Source organism: Sphingomicrobium arenosum (genome assembly GCF_026157085.1).
Classification (GTDB): domain Bacteria; phylum Pseudomonadota; class Alphaproteobacteria; order Sphingomonadales; family Sphingomonadaceae; genus Sphingomicrobium; species Sphingomicrobium arenosum.
This window is the reverse complement of the sequence record NZ_JANPVN010000001.1, coordinates 323,800-343,205: the sequence shown is the minus strand read 5'-3', so window position 1 is coordinate 343,205 and position 19,406 is coordinate 323,800. Positions and strand designations below refer to the sequence as shown.

The window sequence follows — 19,406 nt, the reverse complement described above, 5'->3', positions numbered from 1 at the left end:
ATTGTGCGGCGCAAAAATCGCGCGCCGCCTCTTGGAAGCCTCGCCCCTCGCTGCTAGGCGCTGGGCCCGAGATGAAAGCCGACCCGCCCCCCAAGAAACCGATCTCCAACCTGCGCATGGTGTGGAATACCGCCACCCGCTATCCCTTGCAGATCGGCGCCGCCGCGCTGGCGCTCCTGCTGTCGGCGGGTGCCACTGCGGGCATCCCCTATGCCTTCAAGCTGATCATCGACCGCGGCTTTTCTTCCGAGGGCGATATCGCGCGCTGGTTCCAGTACCTCCTCATCCTCGTCGTGGTCATGGCGCTCGCCACCGCGGTGCGCTTCTACTTCGTCAGCTGGCTGGGCGAGCGTGTCGTCGCCGACATCCGCCTCGCGGTGCACAGGAACCTCATGCGCCTGTCGCCCAGCTTCTTCGAGGAAAACCGCCCCGCCGAGATCACCAGCCGCATCACCGTCGATACCGCGATCATCGAACAGACCGTCGGCGTCACCATCTCGGTCGCGCTGCGCAACCTCGTCATGGGAATCGCCTGCGCGGGCATCATCCTCGTGCTCTCGCCCAAACTCGCCGGCATGCTCCTCCTCGTCATCCCGGTCATCCTCGTGCCCATCATGATCCTCGGTCGCCGCGTGCGCGCCATCTCCAAGACCAGCCAAGACCGGCTCGCCGACGTCGGCACCGTCTCCTCCGAAGTGTTCGGCGCCATGAAGATCGTCCTCGCCTTCGGCCAGCAGGCGCGCGAGACCGCTCGCTTCGCCGATGCGACCGAAAGCGTTTTCTCGGTCGCGCGCCGCCGCATCCTCCTGCGCGCGCTGCTCACCGGCATCTCGATCACCATGTTCTTCGCCGCGATCATCTGGATCATCTGGCAGGGCGCGCTCGACGTGCGCGCGGGCACCATGACCGGCGGCACCATCGCCGCCTTCGTCCTCTACGGCGGCCTTCTCGCCGGGGCCTTCGGTGCCCTCTCCGAAGTCTATGGTCAGCTCCTGCGCGCCGCCGGGGCCAGCGAACGCCTCAACGACCTCATGCAGGTCGAACCCGTCATCACCGCGCCCGTAAATCCCGCCCCGCTGCCCGAACCCGCGCGCGGCCGCCTCACCTTCGAGGACGTCACTTTCCGCTACCCCACTCGTCCCGAGACCGCCGCGCTCGACGCCATTTCGATCGACATCGCGCCCGACGAACTGGTCGCGCTGGTCGGCCCCTCGGGCGCGGGCAAGACCACCATCTTCCAGCTAGCCCAGCGCTTCTACGACCCCGATGCCGGCCGCGTCCTGTTCGACGGCGCCGACATTTCCACCCTCGATCCCGAGGCAATGCGCAGCCGCATCGCCATGGTCCCGCAGGAAGTGATGATCTTCGCGGCCAGCGCGCGCGACAATCTGCGCTACGGCCGCTGGGACGCGTCCGACGAGGACATATGGGAAGCCGCCCGCGCCGCTCATGCCGAGGATTTCCTCCGCGCCCTGCCGGACGGCCTCGACACCTATCTCGGCGAAGGCGGCGCGCGCCTCTCGGGCGGCCAGCGCCAGCGCCTCGCCATCGCCCGCGCGCTCCTTCGCAAGGACGCCCCGCTGCTCCTCCTCGACGAGGCCACCAGCGCGCTTGACGCCGAGAGCGAAGCACGCGTCCAGGCCGCGCTCGATGCGCTGATGGGTACCCGCACCACCATCGTCATCGCCCACCGCCTCGCCACCGTGCGCGCCGCGGACCGCATCCTCGTCATGGACGAAGGGGCCATCGTCGAAGAAGGCACCCACGACAGCCTGATCGCTAGGGGCGGCCTCTACGCCCGCCTCGCCAAGCTCCAGTTCGACACCGTCGCGGCCTGATCGCCGCGGCTCGGGGCTGAAGTTCGGGCCCCTTCGACCGTTCGTCGAAAATATACGCGTCTGTGACATCGGCGCTACGGCTTTTTAAGCCCGACCCCGCTAAGCTGATCCTTGTAAACAAACGAGATCCTTGGGGGGATATGAAGTTCATGCGTTACCTGACGGCCACCGCGGCCCTTGCCATCGTGCCTGCCATCCATGCGCCCGCCAGTGCTGCCAGGGAGGCGCCCCAATTCGAGGTCGCGCCCGACTGGGTCGTCGCCCGCGATGTCGCCGAGCCGGTCGACCAGAATCAGCCCGACAGCGTCCAGCTGCTCCTCGACGACGAACAGGTGCGCTATTTCGACGATTATCGTCACCGCTACCTGCGCCGCGCCTTCCGCATCGGCAATTCGGACGGCCTGTCGGCGGCCACGCTGACCATGGAATGGGATCCCGAGACCGAGGAACTGCTCGTCCACAAGGTCATTCAAACCCGCGCCGACGGCACCACCGTCGATCTCCTCGAGGACGGACAGGACTTCACCCTGATGCGCCGCGAACGCGAACTGGAGAAGGCCACCTTGAACGGCCGTCTCACCGCGCTGCTCCAACCCGAAGGCGTCGAAGTCGGTGACACCATCGAATATGAGATCTCGATCGTCTCGCGCCACGACGTCCATGGCGGTCATGCCAGCGACCTCTACGGCTTCCGCGACGCCGGCGTCCACGGTCGCCGCCACCTGCGCCTGACCGTCCCCGCCGACCGCGATGTCGCGATCAAGGCTTGGCCGCACAGCCCCGATTACGACCGCCGCCGCGACGGCGATACCACCGTCTTCGAATGGTCCTATGGCGAGCTCGACGACCTGACCCCGCCCGAATGGGCGAGCAACCGCTATACCACCCACCGCCTCGTCGAAGTCAGCGATTTCGAAGACTGGGCCGGGGTTGCCGACAGCCTGCGCCAGCATTTCATCGACACCGCTGTGATCGAGCCCGGCTCGCGCCTCGAGGCCGAAGTCGACGCCATCGCCGCGGCCACCGACGATCCCGTGCGCCGCGCCGAAATGGCGCTCGCGCTGGTCGAGGACCGGGTGCGCTACGTCAACATGGCGCTGGGCGTCGGCGGCTTCGTCCCCGTGGATGCCGAGACCACCTGGAAGCGCCGCTATGGCGACTGTAAGGGCAACACCGTCCTCCTCTGGGCGATGCTCAACCGGCTCGGCGTTTCCTCAGTGCCGATGCTCGTCAATGCGGGCGGCGATGATTCCATCGGCGAAGGCCTGCCCATGCTCGCCCACTTCAACCATGTCCTTCTGCGCGCCGAGATCGATGGCAAGCATTATTGGCTCGACGGCACCCGCACCGGCGACCTGCGCCTCGCGCACCTCCAGGTCCCGGGCGTCGACTATGCCCTCCCGCTCATCGAAAATGCCGAGCTCATCCGCGTCGTCCAGCCGCCCGCACAGGTGCCGACCGAACATGTCTCCATGACCATCGATTATCGCGATGGACTCCTCGCCCCGGCCGACATCGAGATGGACGTCATCTTCCACGGCTCGCTCGCCACTACTATCGAGCGCAACTGGGAACGCAGTCGCGACGAGTTCGAGAAAAAGGTCGCCGAAGGCTTCGAGGCAGATCACGTCTTCACCGCCGCCGGTGGCACCGCCGTGCTCGGCGGACGTCAATTCGACGAAGAGGCCGGCACGCTCGCGATACGCTTCGACATCCAGACCGAGCGTCCCGCCCTGTCCGAACTTTGGCTCGAAGCGGCCAAGAACCCCTCGTTCTGGCAAGCCGAGCCGCGCACGGCGAGCCAAGGTGACTTCAATCGCGATGCTCCCTTCAGAATGAGACACCCGCAATATGAGCTCCAGGAGGTCACCATCCTCCTACCCGAGGAGAATCCCGACATCGTGCGCGTGATGGTCGGCGAGGCGCGCTACGAGCTCAACGGACGCGTCTATGAACGGGAAGTCGAGCACATGGAGGACAAGGTGGTCGTCACCACCCATTGGTACACCACCACCGACAAGCTGGATTATGACGAGGTCATCTCGACCCGAGACGAGGCCGAGCGCCTCAATCGCGACACCGGTAACATCATCTACGCGGCGTGGAACGTCACGCCCGACGAGATCGACCCCTTGCTCGACCATGCCGAATGGCTAGACACGCGCGAGCTGGCCCCCGGCGAGGAACGCGACGACGTCCTCATCGACCGCTTCCGGCATCAGGCGGCGCTCGCGCTCCATCGCACCGGCGACAAGGCCCGCGCGGCCGAACTGTTCGACCGCCTCGTCGCCGAGGCACGCGACGCTCACGACTATGACCTATTGTGCTGGGACAAGGCGGTGTCGGGCCTCGCGCTCGATCGCGCTGTCAGCGAATGCGACAAGGCGGTAGAGCTAGGCCGCACGGGAAGTACGCTGGAATCGCGTGCGCTGCTCCGGTTGCGCCAGCACGATTACGACGGCGCCATCGCCGATTACGAAGCCGCGATGGAGCTGTTCGACGAGGAGCATGAAGCGGCCTATTCGCTCTACGGCCGCGCCCTCGCTCTGTCGATGCTCGGTCGCTCGGGCGAAGCGCTCGGCGACTTCGACACTGCGCTGCACCGCATGCCCCGCGTCGATGCCATGTTCGCCAGCTACAAGCTCGACCTCGACCTCTCGCCCGAGGTCGAGACGCGCATGGCCCGTCGCCCAGACGCCTCGGGCACCAGCGGCGGCGCCCACTGATCGGGCGAGGCCAGCGACCTTGAAACATGGAGGGGCGGCCGCGCGATGCGGTCGCCCTTGTCGTTTTAGAAGGGCAGCGTCAGCAGCACGAACAGCGCGAACCACTGCACCAGCAGTACGAGCGCATGGCGAAAAGCCTTCCAGCGCCCCACCCCCAGTACCCGGTGGAACCAGCGCGCCTCGACCCAGCCGATCCACACCGCCGCCACCAGCAGGCCCCCGAACAGTAGCCCCGCCGCCATTTCCTGATGCGTATCCATGAAGGCGTGGCCGCTGAAATAGGCCGCGTTGAACAGCACCGCATAGCCGGCCGCCGCATAGCATTGCGCGTAAAAGGGCGCTTTCAGCATCGACTTCGACAGCGTGCGATCCTGCGCCTTCAACTGCCGCGCGGCCGCCAACAGCGGTAGCCCGCCGAACAGGATGATGCGCAGCGCCAGCAGATTGCGATCATCGCTCATCAGTTCGCGGATCGCCTCGTTGTGGAAATCCTCCGCCGCCTCGATCCCCATCCCCATCTCCACGACGTGGATGAGCCCCAGCGTCAGCGCGAGGAACAAGGGCGGCCCGATGCGATCGCCAAAGGCAGGCTCGTCATCCTCCTCCATCTGCGCCTCGGTGTCGCGCATCAGTGCGAAGGGCCTGAACAACGTGCGCAGGAGCGTGCGGGGATAGAAATACAGCCACGACAGGATCTCGAACACGAGATCGTCGAGCGATTTGACGAGCTTGTAGAAGTCCATGGGATCACCCCTGTCTTATGCCCATCTGTAACCTTTCATGGCTTTCGTGCGATTGAAAGGGGGAAGGACCAGAGGAGACCGCCGCCCATGACCGATCGCATCATCACCCGCCGCGCGCTGCTCGGTACTGCCGCGATCGGCTGTGCGGGTGCGGCTTATGCGCTCGCACAAGGCGGCCCGCGCATCGACCGCTCGGCCTTCCCCGTGACCAAATCCGACGCAGAGTGGCGCCGCCAGCTCGGCCCGAGCCGCTATCGCATCCTGCGCGAGGCGGGCACCGAGCCGCGCTTTTCCAGCCCCCTCAACGAAGAAAAGCGCGCCGGCACCTACCAGTGCGCCGGCTGCGCCCAGCCCCTCTTCTCCTCGGCGGCGAAATATGAGAGCGGCACCGGCTGGCCCGCCTTCACCAAACCCATCGCCACGGGCCGCATCGGCTACACCCGCGACACCTCGCTCGGCATGATCCGCACCGAGGAACATTGCGCGCGCTGCGGCGGCCATCTCGGCCATGTCTTCGACGACGGCCCGCCGCCTTTGGGCAAGCGTCATTGCATCAACGGCCTCGCGCTCCGGTTCAAACCCGCCTGATGCTCATCCTCCTCCTCGCCTATCTGGGCGGCGTGCTGACCATCCTCAGCCCCTGCATCCTGCCCGTCCTCCCCTTCGTCTTCGCGCGCGCCGACAAGCCCTTCCTGTCGAACGGCCTGCCCATGCTCCTCGGCATGGCCGCCACTTTCGCCCTCGTAGCCACACTGACCGCCTTTGCGGGCGAATGGGCGGGTGCTGCCAACAGCGCGGGTCGCTGGATCGCGCTTGGCGTCATGAGCCTGTTCGCGCTGATGCTCCTCGTCCCCCGCCTCGCCGCCCCCGTCACTCGACCGCTGGTGCGCCTCGGCGAACGGCTCAGCCAGCACCACGAAGGCCGCGGCACGCTTCTCTCCAGCCTCGCGCTGGGCGTCGCCACCGGCCTCCTGTGGGCGCCCTGTGCGGGCCCCATCCTCGGCCTCATCCTCACCGGTGCCGCCTTGTCGGGCGCCAGCGGCCAGACCGCGCTCCTCCTCTTCGCTTATGCCGCAGGCGCCGCCACCAGCCTCGCGCTCGCGCTCCTCGTCGGCGGGCGCGTCTTCGCCGCCATGAAGCGCGGGCTCGGCGCGGGCGAAGCGGTCAGGAAGGCGCTCGGCCTCCTCATCCTGCTCGGCGTCGGCGCCATCGCGCTCGGCCTCGACACCCGCCTTCTCGCCAACCTCTCCTCGGCCCAGACCTTCAGCCTCGAGAACCGCCTCGCACGCCTGCTCGGCATGGACGCGCCCGAGCTCACCACCGACCTCACCGGCCCGCTTCCCGACGAAGGCGCCTTCCCCGGCCTTCCCGGCCCGACCGGCTGGATCAACAGCGAACCGCTCACCGCCGCCGACCTCGAGGGCAAGGTCGTCCTTGTCGATTTTTGGACCTACAGCTGCATCAACTGCATCCGCGCCGTGCCCTACGTCCGCTCCTGGTACGAACGCTATGCCGATGACGGCCTCGTCGTCATCGGCGTCCATACCCCCGAATTCGCCTTCGAGCGCAAGCGCGCCAATGTCGAGCGCGCCGTCGCCGACGCGCGCATCACCTACCCGGTCGCGCTCGACAACGACTGGTCGATCTGGAAGGCCTTCGACAATCGCTACTGGCCCGCCCATTATCTCGTCGATGCCGAGGGCCGCATCCGCTACCATCATTTCGGCGAAGGCAATTACGACAAGACCGAAGCCGCCATTCGCATGCTGCTGGCCGAAACCGGCAAGGCCGATCTCGGGGCGCGCGCCGATGGTCCCGACTTCGCCGCGCAGGAAATGCAGGCCGTCGCCGCGAAACGCACCCCCGAAACCTATCTCGGCTGGAAGCGCATGGACAATAACGCCAATCCGGCGTTCGAGCGCGACGGCCGCCGCCGCTACCGCTTCCCCGGCTCATTGGACCCCGACCAATGGGCGTTCGGCGGCGCCTGGACGGTCGAAAAGCGCCGCGCCGTCACCGCCGCCGCGGATGCCGGCCTCGTCATCAACTTCGCCGCGCGCGACCTCAACCTCGTCCTCGGCAGCGACGATGGCCAGCCCCGCCGCTTCCGCCTCCTGCTCGATGGCAAGGCGCCGGGCGATGATGCCGGCGTGGACGTGGATGCGCAGGGCTATGGCACCATCACCGAGGAACGCCTCTACCAGCTCGTCCGCCAGGACGGCGGCGCCGCCCGGCGCACGCTCGAAATCCGCTTCCTCGACGCCCCCGTCGCCGCCTACGCCTTCACCTTCGGTTGAGGGTCAGGGAAGGTCGAACCCCGCCGCCTTGGCCTCGGCGATGGCCTGCGCGCCCGTCTTGCGTGGCCGCTCCCCGGCAAAGGCATAATAATCGGGCTTTTCGTCGATGAAGATTTCCTCGGCCAGCACCCGCCCGCCGATCTCGTCGAACAACCCGGCAGGCATGCCGTAGCTGCCAGTTGGCAGGAAGCGATAGAAGAGGTGGCTGCCGCACTGCCCGCAGAAACCCCGCTCGGCCCAGTCGGACGAGCGGTAACGGCGAAGATGTTCCTCGCCGCCGAACCGCGTGTCGGCGGCGCAATTCACGCCGACATAGGCGATCCCGCCCCAGCGGCGGCACATGTCGCAGTGACAGGCGTCGAGATGCTCATTGTTCGGCCGCGCCTCGATCGTCACCGCGCCGCACAGGCAATGGCCGTGAAGCGTCTCCCCCTTCGGATCACTCATCCTCGCCCCTTCCCGTCAAAAACTGTTCGCATGGCCTTCATTACCGACGAAGCCGAGCCTGGTCACCCCGGCACGCCCCGCGTCGGCGAGCACCTCGTCGACCAGCGCATAGCGCGCCTCCGCCTCGGGCTGGAGGTGGAGTTCGGGTTCGCTCGGGAGCGCGAGGCTGAGGTCGAACAGCGTCCGCAACTCGCCCCGCTCCACGGCCTCGCCATTCCACAACAGCCGATCATCGGCAGTCACGACGAGCTTGTTCACCAGCGGCTCCAACCGCGTATCGACGGGCGGATCGCCCGGCAGGTCGAGCTTCACGGCATGCCCCTGTACGGGAATGGTGATGATGAACATGATGAGCAGCACCAGCATCACGTCGATCAGCGGGGTCGTGTTCATCTCGACCATCACGCCGGCATCCCGTTCCTTCATGTTTCCCATCGCCATCACGCCTCTCCTTCTCGTCACCTCACCGCACACCGCAGTCCAAAGACCGCAATCCAGAACGCAGCCTCGGAGCCAAAAGCCCTCGGCTCGAGCCGTTGCCCCGAACTGCCGCCTTGAGCCGCTACATCGAGCCGCAGCATCGAACCGCTGTCTCGAGGCGCTGTCCGAACCCTCGACCCGAGGTCCAGGAACGGAAACCCGCCCCCAGTTCGACACCGAGACTCCAAATCACTATCAATGATACGTTATACCCTCACTGACGCAAGCCAAAAGAAAAGGGGCGACCCGCAGGCCGCCCCTTCGCTGTCTTGCCGTGAGGCGGGTTCGCCTAGAACTCGCTCACATAGGCTTCGTTACCCACGAAACCCATTTTCTCGACATTGGCCCGCTTGGTGACGGCGAGCACTTCGTCGACCAGCACGTAGCGCGCATTGGGCTCGGGCTGGAGATGCAGTTCCGGGGTCACCGGCAGCTGCTGCGAGATGTCGAGGAACTGGCGCAGCTGGACCAGGTTGACCGGGCTGCCGTTCCACAGCACTTCACCCGCTTCGGTGACGACGATCTTGTTCTTGATCGGGTCGACCGGCGGCGGGTTCGAGCTGCCGTCATCCTGCGGCAGGTCGAGCTTCACCGCGTGCGTCTGCACCGGGATGGTGATGATGAACATGATGAGGAGCACCAGCATGACGTCGATAAGCGGCGTCGTGTTGATGTCCATCATCGGGGAATCGTCGTCGGCACCCGTGGAGGACATTGCCATGGCGATTGGCTCCTTATTCTAGAGGCGGCGGACGGCGGTACCGGGAGGCGGTTCGGAGATGAAGCCGACCCGCGCGAAACCGGCGCGCTGCATGGTGAAAATCGCGCCGCCGATGCACTTGTAGGGCGTATCGACGTCACCGCGGATATGCGCTTCGGGCATCGTCTCGTCGGTGATGTTGTCGACGCCGCCAGCGGCATCGATCGCTTCTTCGAGACGCGTCACCGCGCGATCGAGCAGTTCCTCGCTGCTGACCGGCGTCACGTCCCAATAGACCTCGCAGGTGCCACCGGGACCGCCCTTGACCGACAGGTTGACGTTGGTCGGCTTGGTCTCGTTGGGCTCGTACTGGACCTCGGGCAGCTGCACCGGGACGGTCTCGAGCACCACCGGGACGGTGATGAGGAAGATGATGAGGAGAACCAACATGACGTCGACGAGCGGCGTCGTGTTGATGTCGGACATCGGAATGTCTTCGTCCGACTGCTCCATCCCAACATTCATGCCCATGGGCGTTTATCCTTCTACTTCGTCAATGCGGCCTCGCCCCTGTCACGCCGCGATGGCGCGGCGGAAAGCGAGGCGGGAGGCCGGGGCGGACGCGAAGGCCGCGCCCCGGCTCCACGGGCAGCTTAGCTGCGGACGGTCGGCTTGACCGGCGCGCCACCAGCCTGGACACCCGGCTTCGGCGGGGCCGAGGGGGCCGGCTTGGTCGCGGCGGTGGTGCCGGTGGCCATGACCGGCTTCACCTTGCCGCCGCTCATGAGATAGCCATGGACGTCGGTCGTGAAGGCCGAAAGATCTTCCATGATGCCCTTGTTGCGACGGATCAGCCAGTTGTAGGCGAGCACCGCGGGAACCGCGACGATCAGGCCGACGGCGGTCATGATGAGCGCTTCACCGACGGGACCGGCAACGGTCGAGATGTCGGCCTGGCCCGAGGCGCCGATCTTCACGAGAGCGCGATAGATGCCGACGACGGTACCGAACAGGCCGACGAACGGCGCGGTCGAACCGACGGTCGCGAGGAAGGCGAGGCCTTCGCCGAGACGGTTACCGATCGAGGTCTTCGACCGCTCGAGCGAACCGTGCATCCACTCATGCTGGTCGACCGGGTCGGTCAGCTTGCCATGCTGTTCCTGCGCGACGAGGGCGTCCTCGACGATGGCGCGATAGGCGCTCTTCGGGTCGAGCTTGTCGGCGCCGCCCTTGAGGCTGCCCGCATTCCAGAAGGCCGCACGCACGGCATTGCCCTGCTTGATGATCTTCTGCTGCTGCATGAACTTGGTGAAGAGGATGTAGAAGGTCCCCACCGACATGATCACCAGCACCGCGAAGGTGCCGATGGCGATCGGGCCGCCTTCCTTGAGGGCGGCCTGGAGGCCGTAGGGGTTTTCGCCCGCCGCAGCGGCCATAAGAAGTTCAATGGTCATGGGTCGATGTTCCTATGATAAAGTCGTTTAAACTGAGCGTTAGCGCGTCTGGATCCGCCACTGGATGGTCGGTGTGGTGTAGGTGTCCACGACCTTGGCCCCAGTGCTGTCGGTCGCCGGCGTGAAGCGGGCGCGGCGCGTGAGCACCTTGCAGGTCGCATCGTCGAGGCTCGAGGAGCCGGTCGACTGGACGATCTGGCAACCCTCGACACGGCCGTTGGTACCGATCGTCAGGCGGGCCCGGGCCGAACCCTCTTCCTCGTTGCGCAGCGCGCGGCTCGGATAGTCATCCGCCGAGAAGAGCGTGCGAACGTCACCACGCGCGGACGCCGGCTCGATGCGCGGCGGCGGCGGGGCCGGCGGCGTCGGCGGGGTCGGCGGGGTCACCGGGGCGACCGTCGTCACCTGCGGCGGGGGCGCCACGCGCACCGTGGTCACGGGCGGCGGCTGCGGATTGGTGCGCACGATCGGCGGCGGGGCCACGACCGGCGGCGGAGTCTGCACCTGGGGCTGCTCCGGCGGCGGGGGCGGCGGCTCTTCGGGCGGGGGCGGCGGTTCGTTCTCGACGTCGAAGGTCTTGAGATCCTCCACCGTCTTTTCAACGACGCGCAAGGCCAGCCCGCTGACCAGCGCATAGCCCAGGGCAACGTGGATCAGGGCGACGATAACGATCGTCCCCGTCTTATTGCCCGAGCCCATTTCTCGTCTGCTTGCGTAGGACATTAAGTCGCTCGTCTCCTCGGTTCATCCGTGACGGGGGAGGCCACGGACCGGGCCGACGACTGACGCCTGACCCTCTGATTCGGCGCTGTCGTGTACTAAAGTATCATCGACAACAGCGCGCTTCTCTATCGCCCCCCTACCGGCCCGGCAAGGATATTGTTCCTCAGCCGACACGGCAGTGGCATCGAGTCGTCTCACTCAGGCCACGTTCCACCGAAACTCGACACTTCCACGCCAACTCCTTCAGCGTCCGGATAGATATCGGGTTTGACCGAACGCACTCTCAACGCATCGACCCCGGCCATGGATGCAATGCGGTCGAAAATCGCCTGCACGAAAATTTCCTGGAGGTTGTAGCGCCGCGCCGCCGCCAGCTCGACCACGGTGGTCCGCAGCCGGTCGTAATTCCACGCATGGACCTCCTCGTCCTCGCGCGGCAGGCGGTCGATCGCCACCCACACCTCGACCGAGACGAACAGCCGCTGCGGCGTCCCGACCTCGAAATCGTGAAAGCCGATATCGGCCATCACCTCGAGCGAATCGAGAAACAGCCGCAGGCTCTTGGGGGCATGGACCGCCAGCCCCTCGATGACATCACTCAATTCTCGTCTCCCAGGAAAGCCACGTCGCGCGGCAGCGCCAAAAAGCGCTGCCCCGCGTCGAGCCACATGATTTGTCCGGTGACCACCGGATTGTCGGTCAGCGCATCGAGCGCGCCCAATAGGTGCGCGGGTTCGACCCCGCGCCCCAGCGGATTGAGGTCGTGCACCGCGGCAAAATCGCCTTTGTCCTGCGCGCCCGAGGGCAGCATCAGCGCCGGGGCGATCCCGTTCACTCTGATGCCGCTGGTCCCCAGCGCGCGCGCCGCCATCTGCGTCAGCCCCATGAGTGCCGCCTTCGACAAGGTATAGCTCGCATGATCGGGGTTGGGCGCGGCCAGCTTGGCATCGAGGATGTTGACGATCTGCCGGTCGCCCCCGCTCCCCTGCCGCGCCGCGAAAGCGCTGGTCAGCAAGAGCGGCGCACGCGCATTGACCGCCATCAACCGCTCGAACATCGCCGCATCGGGCGCGTGAAGATCGTCATGCTCGAAGGCCGAGGCATTGTTGACGAGGAGGTCGCACGGCCCCTCGACCTGCGCGAACAAGCGCTCGCCTGCGTCCGCCTTGGCAAGATCGCCGACCACGCGCTCGCACCCGTCCGGCACCGCATCGTCCTCGCGCCGCACATGCGCGAATACGCGCCAGCCGCGCCCGCGCAAATGCGCGGCGATGGCGGCGCCGATGCGGTGGCGCGCGCCGGTGACGAGAGCGGTGCGGGTCATCACCGCCTGCGCTAGCCGCCCCGCCTGCCCTAGGCAAGCGCCGCCCTCATGCCTACATCGCGGCCATGCCCGACACCCGCCCGCCCGCCGACTTTACAAACTCCAGCCTGTCGGCGCTCGCTGCCAGTATCGAGGCGTCGGGCGGCTCGCCCCCGGTCGAGCAATGGAACCCCGACCATTGCGGCGACAGCGAGATGGTCATCACCGCCGACGGCCGTTGGCTGCACCAGGGCAGCCCCATCACGCGCCCTGCCATGGTCCGCCTCTTCTCCACCGTCCTGCGCCGCGAACCCGACGGCAGCCACGTCCTCGTCACCCCCGTGGAAAAACTCTCGATCCTCGTCGAGCGCACCCCCTTCCGCGCGCTCGAGGTCAAGAGCGAAGGCGCCGGCCGCGACCGCCGCCTCGCCTTCCGCCTCGACACCGGCGATCATCTCATCGCCGGTCCCGACCATCCGATCCGCATGGTCGACACCCCCCAAGGCCCCAGCCCCCGCCTCCACGTCCGCGGCCCGCTCGACAGGGGTCTCGAGGCCGAACTCGCTCGCCCCGTCTATTACGAACTCGCCGACCTCGCGCTGGCGGAAGACGCCGACCCGCCCGGCCTGTGGTCGGATGGCGCCTTCTTCGCCTTTGCATGAACCTTCACGACCGCCTCGTCGCCGCTCTCGCCCGCCCCGATCCCGGCAGCCTGCTGGAGGCCGACCTCGATCCGCACGAATGGCCCGACGCGCGCCCTGCCGCCGTCCTCGTCCCCGTCGTCGACCGCCCCCATGCCCCCGGCATCCTGCTGACCCGCCGCAACGCCGCCATGCGCACCCATGCCGGACAGGTCAGCTTTCCCGGCGGACGCCTCGATCCGGGCGAGGACGCCGAGGCCGCCGCGCTGCGCGAGGCGCAGGAGGAAATCGCCCTCGCCCCCGCCGACGTCCGCCTCGTCGGCCGCTTCGAACAATATGTCACCGGCACCGGCTATGTCGTCACCCCGCTGGTCGGCATCCTGCCCCCGGACCTCCCGCTCGCCCCCAACCCCGCCGAGGTCGACGAGCTGTTCGAAGTGCCGATGGACCTCCTCCTCGACCCCGCCCGCCAGCGCGAGGAAGAATTAACTTGGCGCGGGCGCAAAAGGCGTTACTGGCGCATTGACTATCAGGACTATGACATCTGGGGAGCCACCGCGGCGATGATCGTCAACTTGACGCGCCGCCTCTCATCATGACGACCAATACCTTCGACCCCGCCCCCTTCCTCGCCCGTCCCGGCGTGCCCGAACTGCTCGCCGCGCTGAAGGCCGACGAGGGCGCGGTGCGCTTCGTCGGCGGCGCGGTGCGCGATCACCTGCTCGGCGCCCCCGTCTCCGATCTCGACGTCGCCACCATTTACGAACCGCCGCGCGTCATCGGCTATCTCGAGGACGCCGGCATCAAGGCGATCCCCACCGGCATCGATCACGGCACCATCACCGCCGTCAGCCAGGGCACCGTCGTCGAGGTCACCACGCTGCGCGCCGACGTCGACACCGACGGCCGCCGCGCCGAGGTCGCCTTCACCACCGATTGGGAAGAGGATTCACGCCGCCGCGACTTCACCATCAACGCGCTCTATGCCGATCCGACCACGGGCGAGCTGTTCGACTATCACGGCGGCCTTGCCGACCTTGAGGCGCGCCGCGTCGCCTTCATCGGCGACCCCTTGGAACGCATCGCCGAGGATCACCTGCGAATCCTGCGCTTCTTCCGCTTCCACGCCCGCTTCTCCGACGGCGCGCCCGATGCGGCGGGCCTCGCCGCCTGCGCCGAACAGGCCAACACCTTGAAGTCCCTCTCGCGCGAACGCATCGCCGACGAGCTCTTGAAGCTCCTCGCGCTGCCCGATCCGCACCCCACCGTCGAGGTGATGGAAGCGCACGGCATCTTCGCCCCCGTCCTCCCCGAGATCACCGCCGCCGGTGTCGAGCGCTTGAAACAGCTCCAACTCTTCGAGGCCGAAGCGGGCCGCAAGTGCCGCCCCATCCGTCGCCTCGCCGCGCTGCTGCCGCGCGAACCCGACGTCGCCCGCGATGTCGCCAGCCGCCTGAAGCTTTCCAAGGAACAGCGCGACCGCCTCTCCTCGGCCGCCATCCCCGCCAAGGGCAGCGCGCGCGAACTCGCCTATCGTCTCGGCCCGCTCTACGCCATCGACCGCCTCGCCCTCACCCCCTGGTGGGAAAGCCCCTCGGGCAAGAGCCGCGCCGACGCCGTCCGCTATGTCGAGCGCTGGGACGTGCCCCAATTACCGGTGAAGGGCGGCGACCTCATCCGCATGGGGCTCGAACCCGGCCCCCTCGTCGCCCGCACGCTTCGCGCGATCGAAAACGAATGGATCGACAACGACTTCGCCGACGATGCGCGTTTCGACACCATCGTCGACCGCCATCTCGCTTGCGCGCGCGCCGACAGCGAGGCCTGACCCCCGCGCCATTCGACCCGGCGACAGTGATCGCCAGCTAGCGCGGGCGCAGTGGCCTCGGGCGGCGCAACCGGATCATCGACCGAGTGTCTTCTCGGATGGCGGGAAGGGGTCGACATCGACGATGCACGCGCCGAACTGCCCCCTACGGGTCTCGATCGCCCGTTCGTTGGCGCGACGAAGGTTCTCGCCCATCACCCAGTCGATCTCGCGCAACGCCTGCCGCAGGCTGATGCCGAGGACCTCGACGAATTCCAGCGACAGGTCGGCTTGCGCCAGCGCCTGTTCCATCGCCAGCCGCTGGTCCGCGGTCAGGGTGCGATCCACCGACAAGGGCGCAAAGGTCGCGAGCGTCTGGGCAAGAATGTCGGCCTGCCGCGATGCAATGTCGAGCGAATATTCGGCCAGGGCATATTGGTCGGCTCTGTCTCGATCCATCGTCTCGAACGCCCCCACCGCGCGCGCCCGGTCCCACGCATCAATCCGGAATTGGGCGGTCATCGGCAGGAACGGATAGTCGAACGCCAGTTGCGAGCTCAGCCCCTGCCGGCTATTCGACGCAGCGATCCCCTGCCATGCCGTTCCTGGCGCGCGAAGCTGCTCGAGAATGCGATCGCGTTCGGCGAGGATGCAAGGTTTGGTCGCCTGATAATGGGCATGAAACAACAGCGCGTTATCGATCGCCGCATCGACCTCCTCCAGCGCCTCGGCCTGCCGCGCCGCCTCACGCCGCCCCTCGGCCCACTCCGCCGCCCCTAGCGCCAGCAACACGCCGACCACGACCACCGCCAGCTCGATCGCCCAATGCCGGATCGAGCGCATCTCGCGCGGACGAAGCCGTCGCAGCCGCATCATTGCGCCTCCCCTTCCAACAACGGATTTGGCGGCAGCTTGAAGCAGGGCCGCACCGTTCCCGAGCGCACCAGGTCCCGCCTCAGCTCCTCGGGATCCAGCGCCTGCGTCACCCAGTCGACATTGCCAATGCCCAGCTCGAGCATCTTGTCCGCCACATCCTCATAGCGCGCGATCACCATCACCCCCGTGTCGATGTCCTTGAGCGCGCGCAGGGCCTCCACGCGCATCGTATCGTCGAGCGGCAGGTCGGTGGTCAGCCCCGCCAACACCCTCTTGCCCGCCTCGGTGGCCTCGAAATGCTCCTGATATTGGCCGAACCACGTATAAAGCTGGCGATGATCTTCCATCTCCTGCGCCGAGAGGTAGCGCGCGATGCCGCCCTCAAGCGCCGCATCGAAGGCGCTGCGCTCGATCTCGACGCCGAAGGTGCTCATGAAGCTCGGCACCCGCTGCGCTTCCGCGATAGAGGAAAAGGTCGCATCCCCCTCGATCCCCGCCCAGGTCGTGTCACGATCGAGCAGCCGCCCACGAATATCGTCGATCTTGGCGATCAAGCATTGCGATTGGCCATGGCGCTTGACGAGATCGACGAGATTGCCTCGCGCCTCGTCATCGATCGCCTCCCTTAGCGCGGCGAAGGCCGCCCGTTCGCGCCGCCCCTCGGCCCACTCCGCCGCCCATAGCGCCAGCAGCACGCCGACGACGACCACCGCCAGCTCGATCCCCCAATGGCGGATCGAGCGCCATTCGCGCGCGCGCAGCCTGCGAAATCTCGGTCGAAACAAGACAGCCCCCGGTTGGTGCCGGAAGGCTGCGCGATTTTAGCGATGAAGAAAAGCCTTTTTGCCGCGCCTTAGGCGGGCGGTTCGGCGGGACCCGTGAAGCGCAAGCCCGCTTCTTCGCCCAGCGCCCAGCGCACCTGCGCGGGATAATCGCCCGAGCGCCCGACGCGTAGCCGCACTTCCTCGCCGATCATCGCCGAACCATCGGTCTTCAACCGGCAGCCCTCGGCCGACAGGTCGATCACCGTGACCTTGCTCTCGACGCCGTCGCTGGCGACGAGGATGCCTTCGTGGTTTACCTCGATGCGCTTGGCGCGCTTGATCTCACCGGGCTTGCGCCGCATGTCTTCATTCCCCCGAGCACTATTCGAGGAAAGTGCCAAATTCTCTCTCATGACGCAACTCGTAAACTAAACTGGATCAATTTTTTTCGCCGCCGAAACGACCGTGCCTCAGCCGATGGCGGAGGCGGCGCTGAATTGCAAGCCGACCTCGAGGTCGCGCGTCCATGCCACGACCGCCGGGATCGCGGGGCCCTTGCCGACCTGCAGGCTGACGGCTTCGCCCATTTCGAGCGATCCGTCGGTGTCGAGCTTGCAGCCGTCCTTCGACAGGTCGCGCACGATCACGGCGACCCTGCCGCCGTCGCAGTCGGTCAGCACGCCGCGCTGGGACAGGTCGATGCGCACCGCGCGCGAGAAATCGGGATCGCGCTCAGCCATGGCGCACCCGCATGACGGGGCTGGCGTCGATCTTGCCCTCGCGCAGCGCCTTTTCCTCGCGCGCCCGCCAATAGGCCAGCGCGCGCTTGGCGTCGACCGCCTTGGAGAAATGGAAGCCCTGGCCGTGGACACAACCCAATCCGGTCAGCGTCTCGGCCAGATCGCCGCTCTCGATCCCCTCGGCGGTCGTCTTCATGCCGAGCGCATCGGCAAGGCCGAGGATGGCGCGAACGATGGCGATACTGTCGTCATCGGACAACATGCCCTTGATGAAGCGCTGGTCGATCTTGAGCAGGTCGATCGGCAGCCGCTGGAGATAGGCGAGGCTCGAATAGCCGGTGCCGAAATCGTCCATCGCCAGATTGGCATCGAGGCTCTTGATCTGCTCGAACACGCGCGTCGCGCGGCCCGGATCCTGGACGATCGCGCTTTCGGTCAGTTCGATGGTCAGCCGCTCGCCGCCGATCTGATGCGTCTTCAGCGTCGATCCGACCATCTCGGAGACATTGTCGCGCGCCACCTGAATCGCCGACAGGTTGACCGACAGGTTGATCGGCAGCGCCTGCCCCTCGGCATTGTCCCAACTCGCCAGCGTGCGCGCCGCCTTGTCCATCGCCCAGCGCCCGAGTTCGAGGATCAGCCCGCTTTCCTCGGCCACCGGGATGAATTCGGCCGGTCCGATCTCGCCGCGATCCTCATGGGTCCAGCGCGCCAGCGCCTCGAAGCCGGTGACGCGGCCCGTCTTCAGCTCGATCAGCGGCTGATAGGCCAGGTCCAATTCGTCGCGTTCCAGCGCGCGGCGCAATTCGGTCTCGATCGAGAAACGCCGCCGCGCCGCCACCGCTTGCTCGGGCTCGTAGATGGTCGGCGTGCCCGCCGCCTTGGCCTGCTTGATCGCGAATTGCGCGTTGCGGAACAGCTCTTCGCCGTCCTCGCCGTGATGCAGGAGCGCGATCCCGATCGCGCCGTCGACGCGAATATCGAGGTCCGACAAAGTGAAGGGTTCCTCGATCAGCCGCGCGATGCGCTGGGCGGCGGCGAGCGCATCGCTCGCCCCGCCCTTGACCGAATAGAGGATGCCGAATTCATTGCCGCCCACCCGCGCCAGCATGTCGCCGTCGCGCAAGCCCCCGACGAGGCGGCTCGCCACGCTGATCAGTAGCTCATCGCCCACCACCGAGCCCATCGACTGGTTGATTCGCGAAAAGCGCAAGAGGTCGACCAGCAGGATCGCATAGCCCTCGGCCCGCGCCTCGTCGCCCGCCACCGCCTCGATCGCATCGGTAAAGGCGAGCCGGTTGGGCAGGCCGGTGAGCGAGCATTGCAACATCTGCGTCTTGAGATGCTCTTGTGCGCGCCGTTGCTGCGTCTCCTCGACGAGGCTGAGGAGGCAGCGCGAGCGCGCCCCCTCGCTCGCCGCCAGCGGCGCCAGCTTCAATCGGAAATAGCGCATATGGACGCCCGAGCCGTCCTGCCGCTCGGTCTCGCTCGGCGCATTGGCCGGATCGTTGAGATACGTCTTGATGAAGGTACCGAGCGGTCCTGCCGCCGCCGCCCGGATGATCGGGCGCGCATCGAGGTGCTTCTGCCCCCCGGTAATCGTCTCGATGAAGCGCGCGTTCCACGCATCGAGCGCCATCTCGCCCTCGCCGTCCAGGCTGACGACTGCCGCCGCGATGGGCAGCGCGCGCAGCAATTCGCTGTCGGCCGCGGGCATCGCGCGGCGCGGCGACGAAGGCGCCAGTTGGAGGGGCATCATGGCCTGCATGGCGACCCCGCTTAAACGAGAAGGGTTAACGCGGAGTATTCAGCCATTTGTGAACCTTCCCCGATCCGTCCCGAAACGGATCAATTAGGGCCCTTCCCT

The 19,406-nt window shown here is 66.8% G+C and carries 21 protein-coding genes; 7 read left to right on the top strand and 14 right to left on the bottom strand.

Features of this window, described 5'->3' with window-relative positions; translation table 11 throughout:
• Window positions 1–71: 71 nt before the first annotated feature.
• Both NUW51_RS01525 and NUW51_RS01520 read left to right on the top strand, forming a co-directional pair.
• On the top strand, window positions 72–1,838 hold the full coding sequence (locus NUW51_RS01525; protein WP_265562095.1) for an ABC transporter transmembrane domain-containing protein: 1,767 nt from the start codon (window positions 72–74) through the stop codon (window positions 1,836–1,838).
• Between the two features lie 149 nt (window positions 1,839–1,987).
• Window positions 1,988–4,564 carry a DUF3857 domain-containing protein gene (locus tag NUW51_RS01520; RefSeq protein WP_265562093.1) on the top strand — a complete coding sequence of 859 codons (2,577 nt, stop codon included), beginning with the start codon at window positions 1,988–1,990 and terminating at the stop codon, window positions 4,562–4,564.
• Window positions 4,565–4,629: 65 nt separating this feature from the next.
• Here the strand turns inward: NUW51_RS01520 and NUW51_RS01515 are convergent, their stop codons facing one another.
• On the bottom strand, window positions 4,630–5,307 hold the full coding sequence (locus NUW51_RS01515; protein ID WP_265562090.1) for a hypothetical protein: 678 nt from the start codon (window positions 5,305–5,307) through the stop codon (window positions 4,630–4,632).
• A gap of 87 nt (window positions 5,308–5,394) precedes the next feature.
• Here NUW51_RS01515 and msrB point away from each other — a divergent pair, with 87 nt between their 5' ends.
• Both msrB and NUW51_RS01505 read left to right on the top strand, forming a co-directional pair.
• Window positions 5,395–5,895, top strand: coding sequence for a peptide-methionine (R)-S-oxide reductase MsrB (gene msrB / locus NUW51_RS01510; protein ID WP_265562088.1), 501 nt, complete (start codon window positions 5,395–5,397; stop codon window positions 5,893–5,895).
• A complete protein-coding gene (locus NUW51_RS01505) occupies window positions 5,895–7,604 on the top strand; it encodes a cytochrome c biogenesis protein DipZ (RefSeq protein ID WP_265562087.1) in 1,710 nt (569 codons plus the stop codon). The genes msrB and NUW51_RS01505 overlap by 1 nt, the downstream gene beginning before the upstream one ends.
• 3 nt (window positions 7,605–7,607) lie before the next feature.
• On the opposite strand, the gene NUW51_RS01500 is transcribed toward NUW51_RS01505, so the two are convergent.
• From NUW51_RS01500 to NUW51_RS01465, 8 genes are all read right to left on the bottom strand, one after another.
• Window positions 7,608–8,051 carry a GFA family protein gene (locus NUW51_RS01500; protein ID WP_265562084.1) on the bottom strand — a complete coding sequence of 148 codons (444 nt, stop codon included), beginning with the start codon at window positions 8,049–8,051 and terminating at the stop codon, window positions 7,608–7,610.
• A 15-nt stretch (window positions 8,052–8,066) separates the two neighbouring features.
• Window positions 8,067–8,492 carry an ExbD/TolR family protein gene (locus NUW51_RS01495; protein ID WP_265562082.1) on the bottom strand — a complete coding sequence of 142 codons (426 nt, stop codon included), beginning with the start codon at window positions 8,490–8,492 and terminating at the stop codon, window positions 8,067–8,069.
• Window positions 8,493–8,820: 328 nt separating this feature from the next.
• Window positions 8,821–9,252 carry an ExbD/TolR family protein gene (locus NUW51_RS01490; RefSeq protein ID WP_265562080.1) on the bottom strand — a complete coding sequence of 144 codons (432 nt, stop codon included), beginning with the start codon at window positions 9,250–9,252 and terminating at the stop codon, window positions 8,821–8,823.
• An 18-nt stretch (window positions 9,253–9,270) separates the two neighbouring features.
• Entirely contained in the window at window positions 9,271–9,762 is a 492-nt protein-coding gene (locus NUW51_RS01485; RefSeq protein ID WP_265562078.1) for an ExbD/TolR family protein, read from the bottom strand.
• 122 nt (window positions 9,763–9,884) lie between these two features.
• Window positions 9,885–10,685 (bottom strand): MotA/TolQ/ExbB proton channel family protein, encoded by an 801-nt coding sequence (locus tag NUW51_RS01480; RefSeq protein WP_265562076.1) that lies wholly within the window; start codon window positions 10,683–10,685, stop codon window positions 9,885–9,887.
• A 39-nt stretch (window positions 10,686–10,724) separates the two neighbouring features.
• Entirely contained in the window at window positions 10,725–11,384 is a 660-nt protein-coding gene (locus NUW51_RS01475) for an energy transducer TonB (protein ID WP_322597070.1), read from the bottom strand.
• A 218-nt stretch (window positions 11,385–11,602) separates the two neighbouring features.
• Window positions 11,603–12,010, bottom strand: coding sequence for a dihydroneopterin aldolase (locus NUW51_RS01470; protein ID WP_265562072.1), 408 nt, complete (start codon window positions 12,008–12,010; stop codon window positions 11,603–11,605).
• Entirely contained in the window at window positions 12,007–12,732 is a 726-nt protein-coding gene (locus NUW51_RS01465) for an SDR family oxidoreductase (RefSeq protein WP_265562071.1), read from the bottom strand. The genes NUW51_RS01470 and NUW51_RS01465 overlap by 4 nt, the downstream gene beginning before the upstream one ends.
• Window positions 12,733–12,797: 65 nt before the next feature.
• Here NUW51_RS01465 and NUW51_RS01460 point away from each other — a divergent pair, with 65 nt between their 5' ends.
• From NUW51_RS01460 to NUW51_RS01450, 3 genes are read left to right on the top strand one after another with little or no spacing between them, the layout of a single operon-like run.
• A complete protein-coding gene (locus tag NUW51_RS01460; RefSeq protein ID WP_265562069.1) occupies window positions 12,798–13,373 on the top strand; it encodes a DUF1285 domain-containing protein in 576 nt (191 codons plus the stop codon).
• On the top strand, window positions 13,370–13,951 hold the full coding sequence (locus NUW51_RS01455) for a CoA pyrophosphatase (RefSeq protein WP_265562067.1): 582 nt from the start codon (window positions 13,370–13,372) through the stop codon (window positions 13,949–13,951). Before NUW51_RS01460 ends, NUW51_RS01455 begins: the two co-directional genes overlap by 4 nt.
• Window positions 13,948–15,180: a CCA tRNA nucleotidyltransferase gene (locus tag NUW51_RS01450; RefSeq protein WP_265562065.1), complete on the top strand. Its 1,233-nt coding sequence runs from the start codon at window positions 13,948–13,950 to the stop codon at window positions 15,178–15,180. The genes NUW51_RS01455 and NUW51_RS01450 overlap by 4 nt, the downstream gene beginning before the upstream one ends.
• Before the next feature lie 75 nt (window positions 15,181–15,255).
• On the opposite strand, the gene NUW51_RS01445 is transcribed toward NUW51_RS01450, so the two are convergent.
• The 5 genes from NUW51_RS01445 to NUW51_RS01425 all read right to left on the bottom strand — a co-directional run bounded on the left by NUW51_RS01445 (window position 15,256) and on the right by NUW51_RS01425 (window position 19,307).
• Entirely contained in the window at window positions 15,256–16,035 is a 780-nt protein-coding gene (locus tag NUW51_RS01445; protein ID WP_265562063.1) for a hypothetical protein, read from the bottom strand.
• Window positions 16,032–16,820 carry a hypothetical protein gene (locus NUW51_RS01440; protein ID WP_265562061.1) on the bottom strand — a complete coding sequence of 263 codons (789 nt, stop codon included), beginning with the start codon at window positions 16,818–16,820 and terminating at the stop codon, window positions 16,032–16,034. The genes NUW51_RS01445 and NUW51_RS01440 overlap by 4 nt, the downstream gene beginning before the upstream one ends.
• A gap of 68 nt (window positions 16,821–16,888) precedes the next feature.
• The gene (locus tag NUW51_RS01435; protein WP_265562059.1) at window positions 16,889–17,161 is read right to left on the bottom strand and encodes a PilZ domain-containing protein; all 273 of its coding nucleotides are present in this window, start codon (window positions 17,159–17,161) and stop codon (window positions 16,889–16,891) included.
• A 108-nt stretch (window positions 17,162–17,269) separates the two neighbouring features.
• Window positions 17,270–17,539: a PilZ domain-containing protein gene (locus NUW51_RS01430; RefSeq protein ID WP_265562057.1), complete on the bottom strand. Its 270-nt coding sequence runs from the start codon at window positions 17,537–17,539 to the stop codon at window positions 17,270–17,272.
• Window positions 17,532–19,307 (bottom strand): putative bifunctional diguanylate cyclase/phosphodiesterase, encoded by a 1,776-nt coding sequence (locus NUW51_RS01425; RefSeq protein ID WP_265562055.1) that lies wholly within the window; start codon window positions 19,305–19,307, stop codon window positions 17,532–17,534. The genes NUW51_RS01430 and NUW51_RS01425 overlap by 8 nt, the downstream gene beginning before the upstream one ends.
• Between the last annotated feature and the right edge of the window lie 99 nt (window positions 19,308–19,406).

Bases quoted from the DNA above. Each gene is read 5' to 3' on its own strand.
- NUW51_RS01460 (WP_265562069.1), top strand. From the start codon at position 12,798: ATGCCCGACACCCGCCCGCCCGCCGACTTTACAAACTCCAGCCTGTCG.
- NUW51_RS01500 (WP_265562084.1), bottom strand. From the start codon at position 8,051: ATGAGTGATCCGAAGGGGGAGACGCTTCACGGCCATTGCCTGTGCGGC.
- NUW51_RS01515 (WP_265562090.1), bottom strand. From the start codon at position 5,307: ATGGACTTCTACAAGCTCGTCAAATCGCTCGACGATCTCGTGTTCGAG.
- NUW51_RS01425 (WP_265562055.1), bottom strand. From the start codon at position 19,307: ATGCAGGCCATGATGCCCCTCCAACTGGCGCCTTCGTCGCCGCGCCGC.
- NUW51_RS01465 (WP_265562071.1), bottom strand. From the start codon at position 12,732: ATGACCCGCACCGCTCTCGTCACCGGCGCGCGCCACCGCATCGGCGCC.
- NUW51_RS01435 (WP_265562059.1), bottom strand. From the start codon at position 17,161: ATGCGGCGCAAGCCCGGTGAGATCAAGCGCGCCAAGCGCATCGAGGTA.
- msrB (WP_265562088.1), top strand. From the start codon at position 5,395: ATGACCGATCGCATCATCACCCGCCGCGCGCTGCTCGGTACTGCCGCG.
- NUW51_RS01450 (WP_265562065.1), top strand. From the start codon at position 13,948: ATGACGACCAATACCTTCGACCCCGCCCCCTTCCTCGCCCGTCCCGGC.
- NUW51_RS01430 (WP_265562057.1), bottom strand. From the start codon at position 17,539: ATGGCTGAGCGCGATCCCGATTTCTCGCGCGCGGTGCGCATCGACCTG.
- NUW51_RS01520 (WP_265562093.1), top strand. From the start codon at position 1,988: ATGCGTTACCTGACGGCCACCGCGGCCCTTGCCATCGTGCCTGCCATC.
- NUW51_RS01475 (WP_322597070.1), bottom strand. From the start codon at position 11,384: ATGGGCTCGGGCAATAAGACGGGGACGATCGTTATCGTCGCCCTGATC.
- NUW51_RS01525 (WP_265562095.1), top strand. From the start codon at position 72: ATGAAAGCCGACCCGCCCCCCAAGAAACCGATCTCCAACCTGCGCATG.
- NUW51_RS01485 (WP_265562078.1), bottom strand. From the start codon at position 9,762: ATGGGCATGAATGTTGGGATGGAGCAGTCGGACGAAGACATTCCGATG.
- NUW51_RS01495 (WP_265562082.1), bottom strand. From the start codon at position 8,492: ATGGCGATGGGAAACATGAAGGAACGGGATGCCGGCGTGATGGTCGAG.
- NUW51_RS01445 (WP_265562063.1), bottom strand. From the start codon at position 16,035: ATGATGCGGCTGCGACGGCTTCGTCCGCGCGAGATGCGCTCGATCCGG.
- NUW51_RS01505 (WP_265562087.1), top strand. From the start codon at position 5,895: ATGCTCATCCTCCTCCTCGCCTATCTGGGCGGCGTGCTGACCATCCTC.
- NUW51_RS01480 (WP_265562076.1), bottom strand. From the start codon at position 10,685: ATGACCATTGAACTTCTTATGGCCGCTGCGGCGGGCGAAAACCCCTAC.
- NUW51_RS01455 (WP_265562067.1), top strand. From the start codon at position 13,370: ATGAACCTTCACGACCGCCTCGTCGCCGCTCTCGCCCGCCCCGATCCC.
- NUW51_RS01490 (WP_265562080.1), bottom strand. From the start codon at position 9,252: ATGGCAATGTCCTCCACGGGTGCCGACGACGATTCCCCGATGATGGAC.